This is a genomic window from Kordia sp., assembly GCF_022447245.1.
Classification (GTDB): domain Bacteria; phylum Bacteroidota; class Bacteroidia; order Flavobacteriales; family Flavobacteriaceae; genus Kordia.
Window position 1 is genome coordinate 41,352 of the sequence record NZ_JAKVBC010000026.1, and the last position, 17,773, is coordinate 59,124.

The window sequence follows — 17,773 nt, forward strand, 5'->3', positions numbered from 1 at the left end:
GAGCCAATAGCTAAAGGCTAGAAACTAATACCTATTACACATAATGCTCATTCACCAATTCTATGACACTTTCTACCGTTGGAACTTTAGCAATACGAACATCTTCAAAATGTTGTCTTGCTTCTTTAGCAGTTGTTTCTCCTATGCAAAAAGCAATTCCTTTGGCTTTGTTTGCTGAGATATAACTTTGTACTGTTGATGGACTGTAAAACATAACGCCTTCAATTCCGTCTTGTAATTTTTCAGCATCTAACATGGTTTTATAGGCATGTACTTCGGTAACTTCTATATGATTTTCTTCCAAAATACTTGGTAAAGCGTCCAGACGAATGTCACTACAAAAATACGTTGCCGTAGTACCTTCAATATACTCAAGTAAATATTCTGCTAATAGTTTTGAATTTCGTGCCGATTTTACCACAGGACCAATTTTCTGCTCAATGAGTTTTTTGGTTCTTCGTCCTACACAGTAAATATTTTCAAATTGTAATTCGTCAGAAGAGAAATTATTTGCTAAAGCTTCTACTGCATTTTTACTGGTAATGATTACATTTTTAATTGGCTCACGAACTACTTGTGGCTTCATTCTGTTTAAGCTGATTTTAATGAAATCGCTACTTTCAGAAACAATTCCTTCCGTAAATAGTTGGCGTTGTGCTTCTGTCAATAACTTGGTAGAATACACATTGATTTGCTTTCCAGAATTTTTGATTTCATCCATCAAGCGTTTTCCGCCCCTTTCTATGATGTAGTTTGAACAGTATTCTGCCAACTCGTGATGTTCGCCTAGTTTTTCATAACGTTTTGTATAAATTCGTTTTGTTCCGTCAGTACTTAACAAAACACCTTCAAGCGTTACTACTTCATCTTTTACATAGGCAATTGCTCCAATTGGTGCTGTACAACCGCCTTCTAATAAGTTTAGAAATTTACGTTCAATGGAAGTGCAAATTTCTGTTTCTTCATGATTGATTTCTGCACAAATTGCTCTTACTTCTTCATCGGCTTCCAAAGCAGTAATCATAATAGCTCCTTGAGCTGGCGCAGGAATCATCCAATCTAAATTGATAGATTCTTCTGGTCGTAAACCAATACGACCCAACCCGGCAGCGGCGAAAATTGCTCCATTCCAATGCTCGTTGTCTTTTAATTTTTGCAAACGCGTATTTACGTTTCCACGTAAATCTTCAATAGAATGTGTTGGATATCGGTTGAGCCATTGTGCTTTTCGGCGTAAGCTTCCCGTAGCAATCACTGCATCACGTTGCGATAAAAACTCTTCGTTCTTCTTAAAAACTAAGGTATCACGTACATTTCCACGTTTTAAAACGGCTGCTTGTACAATTCCTTTCGGTAATACTGTTGGAACATCTTTAAGAGAATGCACGGCAATATCGATATCATTATTGAGCATCGCAATATCGAGCGTTCGTGTAAAGATTCCTGTAATTCCGAGTTCGTATAATGGTTTGTCTAAGACTAAGTCGCCTGTAGATTTTACGGGAACTAATTCGGTTTTGTGACCTAAAAATTCGAGTTGTTCTTGTACAACTTTGGCTTGCCACAATGCGAGATCACTATCTCTAGTCCCGATTCTGATAAGTTTACTCATAACGAGTTATTTTCCAATTGAAATACTTTTTGTATTAATGCTACACTTTCTTCCGAAGTTGTGTTTTCATCTTTGAGATGATTTGCGAATTGTGTGGTTATTTTTTGAATGATTCTATTGCTGATGATTTCTGCTTGAGATTCGTCGAAATCACTAATTTTTTTACGTTGAAAGTCCAATTCAGCATTTTTGATGGCTGTTAGTTTTTGCTTTAACGCTTTGATTGTTGGTGCAAACTTTCTGGTTTCTAACCAAGCTGTAAATTCAGCTTTTACTTCATCAATAATTTCTTCAGCTTTTGGAACATCTGCTTTTCTACGTTCTAAAGTTTCATCGGTTATTTGCGATAAAGCATCTAAATGAACTAAGGTTGTATTTTCTAATTCCGTCACATTACTTGATACATTCTCAGGAATTGATAAGTCTAAAATCAATAATTCCTTATCGGTAAGAATGTCGTCTTTAGAAACTGTTGGGCGTTCTGCACCTGTGGCTACGATTAACACATCTGTCTTTTGAATTTCTTCAGAAAGTGCTGCGTAATCTTTCACTGTTAAGTTAAACTTTCCAGCAATTTTCTCCGCTTTGTCTTTGGTTCTATTGATCAGTGTAATGTGATTGTTTTTGGTATGTTTTACCAAGTTTTCACAAGTGTTTCTTCCAATTTTACCAGTTCCGAATAATAAAATATTCTTTTCAGAGATGTTATCTACATTCTTTAAGATGTATTGAACCGAAGCAAATGCTACCGAAGTAGCTCCTGAAGATATTTCTGTTTCGTTTTTGATACGCTTGCTTGCCGTAATCACTGCATTTAACAAACGCTCCATGAATCCGTTGATCAGGCCTACTTTTTGAGAAGCTTTGAATCCTTTCTTTAATTGTGAGATGATTTCAAAATCTCCTAGAATTTGACTGTCTAATCCGGTACCAACTCTAAATAAGTGATTGATGGCATCTTTATTTTTGTGGATATAAGCAACATCGCGAAATTCTTCTGCACTTCCATTAGAATAATCGCAAAGTAATTTGATAAACTCGCAAGGATGCGGAGCAAAGCCATAGATTTCTGTTCGGTTACAAGTAGATATAATCAATGCACCATCTCCAATATTTTCCACCTTTGTAGTTTCAAGGATAGAAGCTTGAGCTTTATCAGACAAACTAAACTTTCCACGGATGTGTGCTTCCGCTTTTTGGTAACTTAATCCAACACAGTAGAAAGAATTATGTTTTGAAATATTGTATTGCTTCATAGGGATTCAAAATCGTTAACAAAAGTATCATTCAACACGAAATAAAAATAACGCTCAAAGGACTTTTTATATCGCTATAAGTTTTTTAGATGCATTTCTTATTAAAAACCTGCGGAATGTTGTAATTTTACTGCAAAATAAGGCTTTTTAAGCTGTTTAACATAGAATCATTCTAAATAAGATAAAAACAGGTAATTCTACTTATGGAACTAAAAAATAACGCTCAAGGTACTTTGAAAGAGACTCAGGTTGAAGATGGCTTTTATATTTTAAAGCTTCAAAATGATGGTAATGATACTCAACAACTTATACGTGAAATTGACAGTAGTTTTATACAGTTTCATTTTTGTGTAAAAGGAGAATGCAAGTTTAATTTTAATAATGGAAGGTATTCTTTTAATGTGTTGGATGAACATGCGTTATTGCTGTACAATCCACAAACCGATTTGCCCATTAATGTAGATATAAAGCCCAAAACCTGGTTGATTTCTGTGTTGATTCCTATTAAAAAGTTCCATTCATTATTTTCTACAGAAGCCAATTATATTCACTTTTTAGACGCCGATAAGAAAGATAAAAAGTATTACGATAATAAAAAAATAACGCCAATGATGGCTGTTGTGCTGAATCAAATGTTAAATAACAACATGCACGAATCTATTAAAAAGCTCTACCTAAAAGGAAAGGCATACGAGTTATTGAGCTTATATTTTAATAGAAGTGAAGATGCTGATATAGAACAATGTCCGTTTTTAGTGGATGAAGATAATGTTTTGAAAATTCGTCGTGCAAAAGATATTGTGATTGCAAATATGGCAGAACCGCCAAGTTTACAAGAATTGGCAAATGAAGTCGGTTTGAATATTAAAAAACTTAAAGAAGGTTTTAAACAAATTTACGGAGATTCTGTGTTCAGTTTTTTGTTTGATTATAAAATGGAATACGCGCGTAAATTGTTAGAATCTGGTAGTTATAATGTCAATGAAGTCGGGCTTAAAGTTGGGTACAGTACTGCAAGTCATTTTATTGCTGCGTTTAAGAAGAAATACGGCACTACACCTAAGAAGTATATTTTGTCTGCTAGTTAGATTGTTAGATACGCTTCACTTCGACAAGCTCCTTGAGCGCACTTTGTTATTGACCTCGCCTTTTGGTAGGTTAGTAGTCTCTTCTTTTGTATCGAGAAGTATTTTATCTAGGCTTATTATTTAAAGTCAGCTTTCAATTCTTTCATAACATTTTAAGTATAAATACGGTATTGTATAAGTATAAGCCGCAATGGCATTTTCCGTATTTTCGGTCTGTTTTATTGATGAATTTCCATTCAAATTTGTGTTTGATTACAAAGGTGAAATCTGAAAAATCTTAAACGAGTAAGAAACACAAATACATAAAAAAATATGGAAACCAGTATGATTCAATACGAAATGCTTAAACTTCTAAAGAAGATGGAGCAAAAATCATTAATCCCTCAAGAACAATATAATGCATTAAAGGAAGATTTTAAAGCGCATTTATACGAAGAAAGCTTTGTTGATTGATTAGAGGTTAGAAAGATATTTTTAACAGCGGAGTCGATCCTAAGTTTGAAGTAGAGCCAATGAACTCTGCAAATTTATGTCCTAGGTTTGTTCCAGTACTAAATAGAATTCGTCAACTGTATTCTCAATTTAATGCAGATTTTTCTATGCAGTCAAGACAAGAACGTTACGGAATTATTATGGAAGCAATCCGAAAAGTAATTGGGCAACATGTTGGCGCCGTATCTGAACCAAATGTTAAAAATATTGCATTGGTGCGAAATACAAGCGAAGGAAATAATCAACTTTCGAAAGGATTTAAACTTTGGGAAGGGAATACTGTGCTTTTATGGGACGAAAATCATCCTACAAATAATAATGTCTGGAAATTGAGAGCTACTCGTACAAAAAAAGTCAAAATGTTTTCACTTAAAGAAATAGACTGTTTTAATTGGACTGATGAAAGGATTGTAACTGAAATTTGCAATATTATTATAAATACTATCAGAAAGACAGAAGGAAAAACTGTATTGTTAAGTTTTTCGGAAGTATCCAATATTTCAGGGATTTGCATGCCTTCCAAAGAAATTGTACAAAGACTACGTGCAGTATATCCAGATATTCATATACATATAGATGGAGCGGTGAGTTGGGGCGGTTTGGAAATTAATTTGAAAGAGAAAAACGGAATACAAGGAGTAGACTGTGATAGCTTTACTTCTAGCTCACATAAATGGTTAATGGGACCTTTTGAAACAGGTATTTTTTATATGAAACCTGAACGTACTAAAAATTTTGATATTAGTATTCATGCCTATGATGGCAAAATTGACTTTGAAGATAAATTGCCAGAAGACACATCTCGATTTGAATTGCTTGGACAACGAGATGAAGCAAATATTTACGCATTTGGACAAACCATTGCAAAACATAATAAAATCGATGGAAATGATCCAAAAGAATTGAAGCTAGAATTAAGTTTCTTCAAAATGATTTGCGAAGAAAATTAGTGGTTATGGCACAAAGATTAGGTGTCAGAATTGTACATACAACACCAATGTCTAGTAAATTTTCCAATGGTGTTACTGTTTTTACAATTGTCACCCCAAGAAACACCATTAACCATAAAGATTTATATGACTGTTTATATGGTAAAAAAGGAGAGGCAAATCGTTTCGCAGTAGGTTTTATTCCAGAAAGAAAAGGAGACAATCCACATCCAGAAGCGCTTCGAATTTGTCTACATATTATGAATTTACCAGCTCAAATTTCCGCAGTCGTACATAAGATTGCCACTTTTATTATCAAAGATCATGACATGACTATGGAAGAGTTGAATGCTATATCAGTGGAAGAGTATGATTGTTAAACTAAAATATTAAGTTTAGTGCAAGTTTTAAACTTGCGCTAGCTGCTTTGTTATTAAACTAATTGCTGTTTCCATTAAGTTTTTCAACTCGATTACACTGCTAGCTTTTTTATAATATAGTAAATTAGACCAGTCTTCATTTACAATAACTTTTACCGCAAAAAAGCTGTCTTTAGAGACTTCAAAATCCTCAGAATGCCAGCCGATATCAAGCACATAAATTAAGTCTTTGCTTGTATAACTTACTTGTAAAATATCTTCGAATAAATTATGTTTTTGATCTTCCAAAGGAACATACAGTAATAATACTGCCTTCGTGGCAGACAATTTTCCATTACAAAAATTTATATGCGAGAATATATTTGCCATTCAACAGTGAGCGTTTTGAATTATTCAATAACAAAATAAATACTGAATAAAGTTCGGATTGAAAAGCTTTTGCTTTAAGAGATATAAAGCTTTAAATTCGTCCAATAAAATCAATACCTTCCGCTTGCACTAATGCGTTTTCGTCTTTTATATTTCACCTGTTCTATAGCATCTTCAAACATTTCTTCATCAATTTCTTCGCCATAAATACGCTCACCTCTTGTTTTGGTGACCAAATACGGTTCTGTATTCAATGTTGGTTTGTCTAGGAACGCAACATGATACAGTTTATTTGTTTCACGGTAGCGATTTTCTTCTTTTACTTTAAAGAAATAAATGGTGATATCTCCATCTTGGTTCTGCACTTTAATCGTTTTTACAAACGAAATAGTGTCTTTCTCTTTATCGAGCCCAATACGACTAACCAATCCTGCTTTTGCATAGCGTTGCTGTGTTTTCAGTGAATCAGGTACAATAGCAAGCAAGTCTTTTTCAGCCAATTTCCATAAAGTCGAAGCTAAAGCTTTGTCATTAAAAAATGTTTTTTCTTTGAGTTTTTGCGGAATATGCTCATTGTTTTCGGCTAATAAAGCAACATAAGTTGTCAATGCCGATCTTGCTTCTGTTTTGATCAATTTTTGGTAAAAATCTTTAATGTTTTTGTCTTTTCTAAACGGAAATAACAATTTTACATATCGTTCTAAAGCCAAACCACTTTTATAATTGTATGACGATTTTCCTAAGTTACGCTTCACTTCAATTTTGGCGTCATTCAACAATTGGTTTTTATATTTTTTATAGATTTTTGGTTTAATGAGACTACTATCGCTTAATTGCGTTAACAGTTCATAAATAGGAGTTTTATACTCTTGTATACTTGAATACTTTAGCAACTCGGGAAACAATTCTTTTTTCAATTCCAAATTGTCTTTCCCTGTCTTAAACAATCTGTTTGTTGCTCTTGAATCTAGAGGAAAATCTTTTTCTAATAACTCCAGAATCATTTCATAGGAATCTTTTTCCTTGTGTTTTAGCAAAGTTCTCAATATGGCTGTTTGCGTTTTTGGCTTATCATACGCTTCTACGTACAATTCTTTTAAAAAAGGATAGATTCGTGGATTTTTAAGCTTTCCTAAAGAAAAGATTAAATAGTTTTTGATGTTTTCACGATCGTCTGGAAAATCATGTTTTTTTAGCAAAGAAATAATTGGATCCGCGTGTTTATCCTTGAATTTAATTTTTGCATACGATTTAAGAACAATACTGTCATTTTCTTTAATACCATTAAAGAAAATATTGGTTTTGTCAACAAACACATCTTTTCCTAGCAAGGTGTCAAGCGGCGTAAACGTTTCGTAGAAGTTTTTTACAAATTCAGAACGATCCGAAATAGAATCTTCGAGTGTAGAAAGACTGTATAAAACACCTTTTTTCAAAATGTTCTTGTGATATATACGCTTTGCACTAGCAGTATCTTTGAGTATATATGTGCTGTAGTACATATCGTCTTTTTGTGCACTTTTTTTATTTTCAATCACAAAATTATACTCATAAAAACGTTCCATGCCAGCCCACAAACTATCAATATTGTGAAACATTTGTAAGTCGTGATATTTTATTCTTCGGACTAGTATTTTTTCATTGCTTTTGGAAGTGTATGAAATGTATTTTTTCTCTTGATCGTATGCTTTTTTATCCAAATTGTATTGTGAATCATACGCTGGTCTCACAGTAGGTTGTTTGGTGTTTGTAAGTACAGAAAAATATAATGAAGTATCAATCACAGTTTTGAATCGTTTGTACTTTGGAGTTTTAATTCTGAACGAATTAAAATACGTTTCTGCCTTTTTTGCATCATCACTAATCATTCCTAGTAAATAATAACTTTCGTCTTTTATGACAGTTTTGAGGTAGATTTTTTTCTTCGAAATAGTATCTATAATTCCAGACGATTCATAGCTTTTATAGTTGTAATTTTTAAATGCACCATCAAGCTTTTTTATGTTTAACTTTTTATAAAAATTATCATGAATGTACTCCGCTTCAAAAGCATCTTCTTCAATATAACGAGTATCATTATTGAATACTTCTTTAAAGAAATAATACTCATCATTTACGGCAGCTTGTAGCAACTTATTTCCAATATTTTTGGTATTGTCTGAAATATAATTTACTGGAAATATAAACTCATATTTATTGTATTCAGAAGTATATGTTTTCAGCGCATCAGAAGGTTTTCGAAACTTGATAGAATCGAAAATTTCCTTTTCATATTGCAATACAAAATCCTTTTTCCCGCCAAACTTTATGATGATGATTTCTAAAGGAGTTTTGTATATATGATACTTTTGATAGTCGCCTTTTTTGGTTTTATTGACAATACTAAATCCTGGAAATGGACTTGTGATTGCTTCTTTTGAAATAATATCACCTGGAATATCTTCGTATAATAATGGATCAATTTCTTCCAAGGTAATTTTTTCCTCATTCGGGAATTGATCGTAGGTATTTAAGCGTGTAATAGTCAAATAAGCACCATTTGTCATATCGGGCGCTAAGTAGAACTTTTGTTCTTTATATACAAATTCTCTGAGCTCATCAAAGGTTTTAATGGTAATAAAACCATCGGGTGTGCTATAGGTATTCAAATACGGTTGTACATGTAAATCTTCTAAGTTTACTTTGGCTTTCAGTGCAAAATCGGTTTGTTCAGAGGTTAATGGTCTTATCGTATAACCACGATCTTCTAACATTTGAAGCATACCTTTTTCTCCGGCTAAATGTGCCGCGCCAACTCCTGCAAAAACAGTTTTATGCTGCATTAATGAATCCATCACAATGACCATATTTTCATTACGCTTGTACAGCATGTGTTCGCGATAAAAATAGGTGTTTACAGCCGCGCCAATAGAATCGAGCAACTCAATATTTCGGTCTCTATACACATCTTCTTGGACTGTATATCTGTTTTGATTCTTGAACATTTTTTGAACCCATTCGTCTGGTTTTTTCTTTAAAATATTATAGGCAGCGCGCGAAGTAAGATATCTAGATTCTTTGATGTCTTCCAGACTGATAATAGGTTTGTTGTGCTTCTTTCCTGCCTGATAAATAAACATATCTAAGTATGTTTCTTCTTCAAAATCATCTGCACCAGCTTGTTTTCGGTACAAATAGCCATTAATAATTCTATTGTCAAATCGGATAATGCGTCGTACGGCTTCTTTCTTTGAAAAGCGCGGATTAAAATTTCGGTTGTAAAAATTCTCACCACCATAAGTTATCGAAGATGCATCCGTATCTGACATTTGTTCATAATTATACGCAAGCCATGTTGTTGGATCAGATTCTAAAGCAATCGTTTCCGCTTCAGCGAGTGCCTTAAAAAAAACATCGTCCAATCGAAAAGCAACTTTCTTACTTACATGCATCGTTCCGTACAAATTAGAAGGTTTTTCCATACCATTTCCTGAAACTTCCCAGAGAAGACTTTGCCTTTCTTCTTGAGCAATTAAAAAGGATGTGCAATACAGAAATAAGAGTGAAATATATATTTTCATAAAATAAGTAGAAAATTTAATGGTAAAGTGTCATCGGTAAAATGTCAACTAATGTACTAAAGATAAAAATTCTATCATGTTAACAGAATCATAATGCGTAAAAAAGGCTTTTTAATGAGTGTATAAAGATTTCCTATACTTGTCTGTTTATTTATTGAAGATAGAGTCGTATTTTTGTGTTTAAGAAAAAGATTGAAAACTAAAACAAGCAGATGAAAGGTGTATTACTCATTAATCTTGGTTCGCCAGATACTCCAAACCCTAAAGACGTAAAAAAATATTTAGCTGAATTTTTAATGGATGAACGTGTCATTGACGTTCCAAAATGGTTGCGTACATTTTTAGTAAAAGGAATTATTTTAAATACGCGCCCCAAAAAATCAGCAGCAGCATATCAAAAAATTTGGTGGGAAGAAGGTTCTCCGCTAATCATCATTTCAGAGCGTTTTCAAGAAAAAGTACAAGCGCGTGCCAAAGTTCCTGTTGCGTTAGGAATGCGTTATGGATCTATGAGTATTCAAAAAGGATTGCAAGAATTACACGACCAAGGTGTAGATGAAGTGTTAGCAATACCTTTGTATCCACATTATGCAATGTCATCTTCGGAAACTGTAATTGTAAAAACCAAAGAGGAACAACAAAAGCATTTTCCAAACATGCAGTTGACATTTGTGCCAGCGTTTTACAATCATCCAGATTATATCAAAGTATTATCTGAAAAAATAAAATCACACATCAAAGACATTGATTACGATCATATTTTGTTTTCGTATCACGGAATTCCAGAACGACATATTCGTAAAACAGATCCCACAAAATCGCATTGCAAAATGGATGGAAGTTGTTGCAATACACCATCAAAAGCACATGAGTTTTGCTACAGACATCAATGCTTTGAAACCACAAAATTAGTGGGCGAATATTTAGACTTACCAGAAGGAAAATATAGTAACTCATTCCAATCTCGTTTAGGAGGCGACCCTTGGTTAAAACCTTATACTGATAAAGAATTTGAACGTTTCCCTGAAGAAGGAAAAAAGAATTTAGTAGTCATCACACCAGCATTTGTAGCCGATTGTTTAGAAACACTAGAGGAAATTGCGATGGAAGGTGAAGAAGAATTCAAAGAAGCTGGTGGAGAACAGTATCAGCATGTTCCTTGTTTAAATGATGATGACGCATGGGTAAAAGTAATGACACGCTGGATCAATGAATGGAGTGTAGCTTCTAAAGAAGAAGCAACCGCTTAATGGCAATCAAAAAATCTGCCGAACTTGGCATTGCGCCCATAGGAAAACTTCTCATAGCGCAAGCCTTACCTGCATCGATAGGAATCTTAGTCATGTCTTTAAATATGGTTGTCGATACCATTTTTGTAGGACAATGGATTGGAGCTATGGCAATTGCTGCAATTACGGTAGTGGTGCCGTTAACTTTTTTAATTGCTTCTATCGGAATGGCGATAGGAGTTGGTGGTGCATCCATTATTTCCAGAGCTTTAGGCGCAGAAGATCATGACAAAGCACAGGATACATTTGGAAATCAAATAGTTATGTCGTTTGGTTTGGCGGTTTTCTTTGTGATCATCGGGTTGATTTTTAAAGAAGAAGCTTTAGCGCTCTTTGGTGCGAATGGTAAAATTCTCGCTCCAGCGGAAATTTACTATGTCATTGTCATGTACGGAATTCCGTTTTTGTCGTTATGTATGACAGGAAATCCTGTGGTGCGCGCAGAAGGCAAACCAAAATTTGCGATGGTAGCGTTGATACTTCCTTCTATCGGAAACATATTCTTTGATTACTTATTTATCAATGTGTTAGATATGGGTATGGCTGGTGCGGCTTGGGCAACGTCTATTTCATATTTTATCTGTTTTCTATTTATCTATTGGTTTTTCCTTTCAAAACACAGCGAGCTTAAAATCCGACTCAAATGTTTCAAACTAAAACAGACTATTGTTAAAGAAATAACAGAGTTAGGCGGCGTAACCTTGGCGCGACAAGGAACTGTGAGTATTCTTTCTATCATTTTGAATCATACATTATTTCAATACGGAGGAGAAACTTCAGTAACCATTTATGGAATTATAAGTCGAATGTTGATGTTTGCGTTATTTCCTGTGATGGGAATCTCGCAAGGATTTCTGCCAATTGCAGGATTTAATTATGGAGCAAAAAAACTAGTGCGGGTCAAAGAAAGTATCAACATTTCAATAAAATACGGAACAGGTTTAGCCTTGATTATTTTTGCAATCATCATGGTTTTTCCAGAACAAATCACTGCAATTTTCACCAATGACGAAACGGTCATTCGCGATACTCCAAATGCGTTGCGATGGGTATTTTTAGTCACACCACTAATTGCCGTACAAATGATTGGTTCTGGATACTTTCAAGCCATTGGAAAAGCTATTCCTGCATTATTACTCACACTTACAAAACAAGGATTCTTCCTGATTCCTTTAATTTTAATATTGCCAAAATACTATGGAATCTTTGGTGTTTGGGTTGCTTTCCCAATTGCGGATTTACTCTCTACGATTGTTACAGGTTGGTATCTGAATAGAGAAGTACGACGCACACTTAAGTGATATTCAGTGATATTTTAGAGTGACTAGGGAAACCATTGAAAATTAGTACAATCACCAAATGAGTACGTATAAAATCATTCGTGAATTCGTCAAACTACTAGCAAGATGTGAGTTATGAGTACCGTAAATTGACAAAAAATCAAATCAACGATAAACAGCATATCAAATCCTTCAAGAAGCAAATCAATAGTTAAGAGAATCTTAAAAAAATGGTAAAGCCTATAATCAAAAAAAGAATAATCCGTATTTTTAGTAGCTAAACCAAACCAACCTAAAAAATGCGAATCTTTACCATTGCAATGGCGCTATTTCTTACCATAGCGAGCCAATTTGAAGCACAAGCGCAAAATTTTGACGAAACTTATTACAAAAATCTAGAATACAGACTTGTCGGTCCATTTCGTGGTGGGCGAAGTGCTGCTGTAACTGGAGTCCCTAACAAGCCAAATCTTTATTATTTTGGTTCTACAGGTGGAGGAATTTGGAAAACTACCAATGGAGGGCGTTCTTGGGAAAATATTTCTGACGGATATTTTGGAGGAAGTATTGGAGCAATTACAGTTTCTAAAAGTGATCCAAATGTAATGTATGTTGGCGGTGGAGAAAAAACCGTGCGTGGTAATGTATCTTCTGGTTACGGAGTATGGAAAAGTGTAGATGCAGGAAAAACATGGAAAGCTTCTGGATTAAAAAACTCAAGACACATTCCAAGAATGGCAGTTCATCCAACGAATTCAGATATTGTATACGCTGGTGTGATGGGAAATATCTATAAGTCGTCCAATGATAGAGGCGTATATAAAAGTATAGATGGCGGAAAAACTTGGAAAAAAACACTCTTTGCCAATGCGGATGCAGGTGTTGTTGATCTGTTAATTGATCCAACAAATCCAAGAATTCTATACGCATCTACATGGCGTGTTCGAAGAACTCCGTACAGTTTGAGTTCTGGAGGTGATGGTTCTGCCTTGTGGAAAAGTACTGATAGTGGTGAAACATGGACGGAAATCTCCACCAAAAAAGGATTTCCAACGGGAACGTTAGGAATTATAGGAGTTACGGTGTCTCCACTAAACAATCAACGTGTTTGGGCAATTGTAGAAAACAAAGACAAAGGTGGATTATACAGAAGTGAAGATGGTGGCGAAACATGGACGCAAGTAAATAGCGAACGTAAATTACGTCAGCGTGCTTGGTATTACACGCGTGTATATGCAGATACAGAAAACGAAGATGTAGTATACGTACTAAACGTTCGTTATCATAAAAGTACGGATGGAGGAAGAACATTCAATACGTATAACGCTCCGCATGGAGATCATCATGATTTATGGATTGCACCAGAAAATCCAAAACGTATGATTATTGGAGATGATGGTGGAGCACAAGTTACATATGATGGTGGTGAAACATGGAGCACGTATCATAATCAACCGACATCACAATTTTACCGTGTAACGACTGACAATAGCTTTCCATATCGAATTTATGTAGCACAACAAGACAATTCTACCATACGAATTCCACATAGAACGGATGGATATTCTATTTCGGATGAAGATTGGGAAAGTACTGCAGGAGGCGAATCAGCACATATTGCAGTAGACCCGAAAAACAATGACATTGTATATGGTGGAAGTTATGATGGTTTCTTAACCAGAGTCAATCACAAAACAGGAACAGTACGCGCTATCAATGTGTGGCCAGATAATCCAATGGGACATGGCGCAGAAGGCATGAAATATCGTTTTCAATGGAATTTCCCAATTATTTTCTCAAAGCACAATCCAAATCGCTTATATACATTTTCCAATCATGTACATGTTACGGAAAATGAAGGGCAATCATGGGAAATTATCAGTCCTGATTTAACGCGAAACGATCCAGAAAAACTTAAATCTTCTGGTGGACCGATTACACAGGATAACACTTCCGTAGAATATTACTGTACCATATTTGCTGCACAAGAATCACCTTTAAAAGAAGGATTATTATGGGTTGGAAGTGATGATGGATTGATTCACATTACACAAGACGGTGGACAAAACTGGGAAAATGTAACACCAAAAGGAATGCCTGAATGGATGATGATCAATAGTATTGAGCCAAGTGCGTTTGATGCTGGAACCTGTTATGTAGCAGGAACAAAATACAAAACAGGAGATTTTAAACCATACATATACAAAACAACCGATTACGGAAAAACGTGGGCAAAGATTACAAACGGAATCAATTCGGAACACTTTACGCGTGTGGTTCGTGAAGATCCAAAACGCAAAGGATTATTATATGCTGGAACGGAAACAGGAATGTACATTTCGTTCAACGATGGAAAAAACTGGCAATCGTTCCAATTGAACCTTCCTATAGTTCCCATTACAGATTTAACCGTAAAAGACAACAATTTAGTTGTAGCAACACAAGGAAGAAGTGTTTGGGTTATTGACGATTTAACCGTGATTCATCAACAATACAATATCACTAAAAACGAAAACATTCTATACAAACCAAAAGATACGTACAGAATGCGAGGTGGTTCAAGAAAAGGTAGTAAAACTGAAGGAACAAATCATCCAAATGGTGTGATGACATATTTTTATCTAAATGATTATGATGCAACAGATGAGGTTTCATTAACTTACATGGAAGCAAATGGTGATGTGATCAAAAAATTCAGCACAAAAAATAAAAAGAAAGACAAGCTTACCGTCGAAAAAGGAGCAAATTTGTTCGTTTGGAATACCATTTATAAAGGAACAGAACGCTTAAAAGGGATGATTTTATGGTGGGCAAGTTTACAAGGCCCAAGAGCAGTGCCAGGCGAATACAAAGTGAAGCTTACGGTTAAAAAAGAAGGGCAAGACGCTGTAGAAATCACAAAACCATTTACAATTTTGGCAGATCCTAGAGCAGAAAGTACACTTGCCGATATGCAAAAGCAATTTGATTTTATCAAAGATGTCAATGCAACGATGGACAACGCACACAAATCCATCAAAAAAATTAGAAAAATTAATGCAAAATTGAGTTCTTTTGCAACGCAATATAAAGATGATGAGAATGTAAAAGATTTGGTGAAAAAAGCGAAAGAATTGAAAAAACAATTCACAACTATTGAAGAAGCTTTGTATCAAACAAAAAATCGTAGTGGACAAGATCCGTTGAATTTCCCAATTCGTTTAACGAACAAATTAGGACACTTAAATTCACTGGTAAGCATGGGTGATTTTGCGCCAACGGCACAAGACATTGCGGTAAAAAATGAATTGACACAAAAAATCAATAAAGAATTGAATACTTTCAATGAGTTGGTAGACACAGAAATCAAAGCTTTTAACGACGCCTTTAATGCAAAAAAATTAAATTACTTATTTATAGAAGACTAAATGTTGTTAGAATATTACGGTTACATAAAAGCACTACATTTAATATTTGTAGTTTCATGGTTTGCGGCATTATTTTACCTTCCGCGTTTGTTTGTATATCAAATTGAAGCTTTTCACAAACCATCGCCAGAAAAGGAAATTTTGGGCAAACAACTCAAAATCATGGCAAAACGCTTGTGGTTTATTATTGGATGGCCTTCGTCAATATTGGCAACTTTTTTTGGAGTGTTGCTACTTGTGGCCAATTCATCATTATTGCAATTAGGTTGGATGCATGTTAAGCTGGCATTTATAGTACTCTTATGGATTTATCATTTAAAATCACATCAAATGTATAAGCAGCTGCAACTCGATGACGTTCGATATAGTTCTACTTTTATGCGCTTGTGGAATGAAGGAGCTACATTAATTTTATTTGCGGTAATTTTCTTAGTGATTTTAAAAAGCTCCATCAATTGGATTTTTGGTGTGATTGGAATCTTTGTATTAGGAATTCTATTAATGCTAGGATTTAAGCTTTACAAGCGCATACGCGAGAAAAATCCAGAAGCTTAGGAGACTCAATTTTCAACGATTTTTTGTGAATGTTAAAATTCTTATTTTTGGCTTGATTATTGCGCGAAAGCAAGGAAGATAAACCCGCACTCATGAAACCAGCTAGACTTTCTTTACGTTCTCGAATATTTGCTTATATGATTCTTCTGATTCTTGTAGCATCTATTTTAATAGCGATCGTTACTATTAAACAATATAGAGAACAATCACGTGAATATCACGATAGAAGACTAGATAGAAAACAAGAGCAGGTACAATCGCATGTAGAGCATTTAATCAATAAAGAAACAACCTATGTTGTAAATGCTGAAAACTTAGGATATATTTTCCAAGATAGAGATGCTATCTACAAAATTGCGGATATTCTTAAATTAAATATCAACTTATATAGTCTTGAAGGCGATTTTATCATTACGTCCGATACTTCCATACGAAGTGAAAATATTGTAGAATGTTTGCCTGCCAAAGTGTTGAATGGTTTACAAGATAGCGAGGAGAAAAAATTTAAAGATGAAAGTATTTTTGTAAATGAAATAGAATACCAATCTTCTTACAATATCATTACTGATGCAAAATCAAAACCATTAGGGATTATCAATCTGCAATTTGAGGTAGACGATTCTTTCGAAAATGAATTAAATGAGTTTTTAGCACGTTTAGCTTTTGCATATCTCATCATGTTTATCATTGCCATTGCATTTGCCTATTATGTATCGCGATATATTACCAAGTCCTTGAAGAAAATTGGGGAAAAACTAGATCAAACTCGCTTCAATAAACGCAATGAAAAAATTATTGTTGAAAATGCAGGAGAAGAAATATTCAACCTAATTACGGCATATAATAGTATGATTGATGAGTTGGAAGAAAGTGCCGTAAAACTGGCAAAAAGCGAGCGTGAACAAGCTTGGCGCGAAATGGCAAAACAGGTTGCGCATGAAATTAAAAATCCGTTGACACCTATGCGCTTGACTGTACAAAGTTTTCAACGTAAGTTTGATCCAAATGATTCTGGAATTCATCAAAAAGTAGATGAATATAGCAAGACAATTATTCAGCAAATAGATACTATGAGTAACATTGCGTCAGCGTTTTCTAACTTTGCAAAAATGCCAGCACAGCAAAATGAAATGTTGAATGTGGTTGAAATTACGCGTTTGGCGATGGAACTTTTTAATGAAAGTTATATTAACTATTCGTACGATGAAGAAGAAATTATTGCCAAATTTGATCGTACGCAACTTATACGAGTTATCACTAATTTGGTAAAAAATGCCATTCAAGCCATTTCAGATGATCGTCCGCCACGTATTGATGTTCGTGTCTTTGAAGAAAACAATATGGTTATCATCACTGTAAAAGACAATGGAATTGGTATTACAAAGGAAAACGAACCAAAAATATTTGAGCCAAAGTTTACCACGAAAACAAGCGGAATGGGATTAGGACTCGGAATGGTAAAAAATATTGTAGAAACTTACGATGGAAGTATTACTTTTACATCTGAAGAAAATGAAGGCACAACATTTAGGGTGTCATTTCCAAAAAACTAAATA

The 17,773-nt window shown here is 34.5% G+C and carries 13 protein-coding genes; 9 read left to right on the forward strand and 4 right to left on the reverse strand.

The window, feature by feature from the left end; translation table 11 throughout:
• Positions 1-34: 34 nt before the first annotated feature.
• Together hemC and hemA are read right to left on the reverse strand one after the other, a co-directional pair.
• Positions 35-1,612, reverse strand: coding sequence for a hydroxymethylbilane synthase (gene hemC, locus MK119_RS16635; protein WP_290680868.1), 1,578 nt, complete (start codon positions 1,610-1,612; stop codon positions 35-37).
• Positions 1,609-2,868 (reverse strand): glutamyl-tRNA reductase, encoded by a 1,260-nt coding sequence (gene hemA / locus MK119_RS16640; protein WP_290680870.1) that lies wholly within the window; start codon positions 2,866-2,868, stop codon positions 1,609-1,611. The genes hemC and hemA overlap by 4 nt, the downstream gene beginning before the upstream one ends.
• Positions 2,869-3,071: 203 nt before the next feature.
• Between hemA and MK119_RS16645 the strand changes: the two genes are divergently transcribed.
• The 4 genes from MK119_RS16645 (at position 3,072) to MK119_RS16660 (ending at position 5,757) form a co-directional block, all read left to right on the forward strand.
• The gene (locus MK119_RS16645; RefSeq protein ID WP_290680873.1) at positions 3,072-3,956 is read left to right on the forward strand and encodes an AraC family transcriptional regulator; all 885 of its coding nucleotides are present in this window, start codon (positions 3,072-3,074) and stop codon (positions 3,954-3,956) included.
• 312 nt (positions 3,957-4,268) lie between these two features.
• Positions 4,269-4,409, forward strand: a complete 141-nt coding sequence (locus tag MK119_RS16650; protein WP_290680876.1) for a hypothetical protein — start codon at positions 4,269-4,271, stop codon at positions 4,407-4,409.
• A 59-nt stretch (positions 4,410-4,468) separates the two neighbouring features.
• Positions 4,469-5,398 carry an aminotransferase class V-fold PLP-dependent enzyme gene (locus MK119_RS16655; RefSeq protein WP_290680878.1) on the forward strand — a complete coding sequence of 310 codons (930 nt, stop codon included), beginning with the start codon at positions 4,469-4,471 and terminating at the stop codon, positions 5,396-5,398.
• A 5-nt stretch (positions 5,399-5,403) separates the two neighbouring features.
• On the forward strand, positions 5,404-5,757 hold the full coding sequence (locus MK119_RS16660) for a hypothetical protein (protein WP_290680881.1): 354 nt from the start codon (positions 5,404-5,406) through the stop codon (positions 5,755-5,757).
• Positions 5,758-5,784: 27 nt separating this feature from the next.
• On the opposite strand, the gene MK119_RS16665 is transcribed toward MK119_RS16660, so the two are convergent.
• Complete coding sequence (locus tag MK119_RS16665) at positions 5,785-6,126, reverse strand: hypothetical protein (protein ID WP_290680883.1); 342 nt, start codon at positions 6,124-6,126, stop codon at positions 5,785-5,787.
• A 110-nt stretch (positions 6,127-6,236) separates the two neighbouring features.
• The gene (locus tag MK119_RS16670; RefSeq protein WP_290680886.1) at positions 6,237-9,686 is read right to left on the reverse strand and encodes a TraB/GumN family protein; all 3,450 of its coding nucleotides are present in this window, start codon (positions 9,684-9,686) and stop codon (positions 6,237-6,239) included.
• Between the two features lie 212 nt (positions 9,687-9,898).
• Here MK119_RS16670 and hemH point away from each other — a divergent pair, with 212 nt between their 5' ends.
• The 5 genes from hemH to MK119_RS16695 all read left to right on the forward strand — a co-directional run bounded on the left by hemH (position 9,899) and on the right by MK119_RS16695 (position 17,770).
• On the forward strand, positions 9,899-10,936 hold the full coding sequence (hemH, locus tag MK119_RS16675; protein ID WP_290680889.1) for a ferrochelatase: 1,038 nt from the start codon (positions 9,899-9,901) through the stop codon (positions 10,934-10,936).
• On the forward strand, positions 10,936-12,276 hold the full coding sequence (locus tag MK119_RS16680; protein ID WP_290680891.1) for an MATE family efflux transporter: 1,341 nt from the start codon (positions 10,936-10,938) through the stop codon (positions 12,274-12,276). The genes hemH and MK119_RS16680 overlap by 1 nt, the downstream gene beginning before the upstream one ends.
• 278 nt (positions 12,277-12,554) lie before the next feature.
• Positions 12,555-15,662 carry a glycosyl hydrolase gene (locus MK119_RS16685; protein WP_290680893.1) on the forward strand — a complete coding sequence of 1,036 codons (3,108 nt, stop codon included), beginning with the start codon at positions 12,555-12,557 and terminating at the stop codon, positions 15,660-15,662.
• Entirely contained in the window at positions 15,663-16,217 is a 555-nt protein-coding gene (locus MK119_RS16690; RefSeq protein ID WP_290680896.1) for a CopD family protein, read from the forward strand. It abuts the gene before it with no gap.
• A 92-nt stretch (positions 16,218-16,309) separates the two neighbouring features.
• A complete protein-coding gene (locus tag MK119_RS16695) occupies positions 16,310-17,770 on the forward strand; it encodes an ATP-binding protein (RefSeq protein WP_290680898.1) in 1,461 nt (486 codons plus the stop codon).
• Positions 17,771-17,773 lie beyond the last annotated feature (3 nt).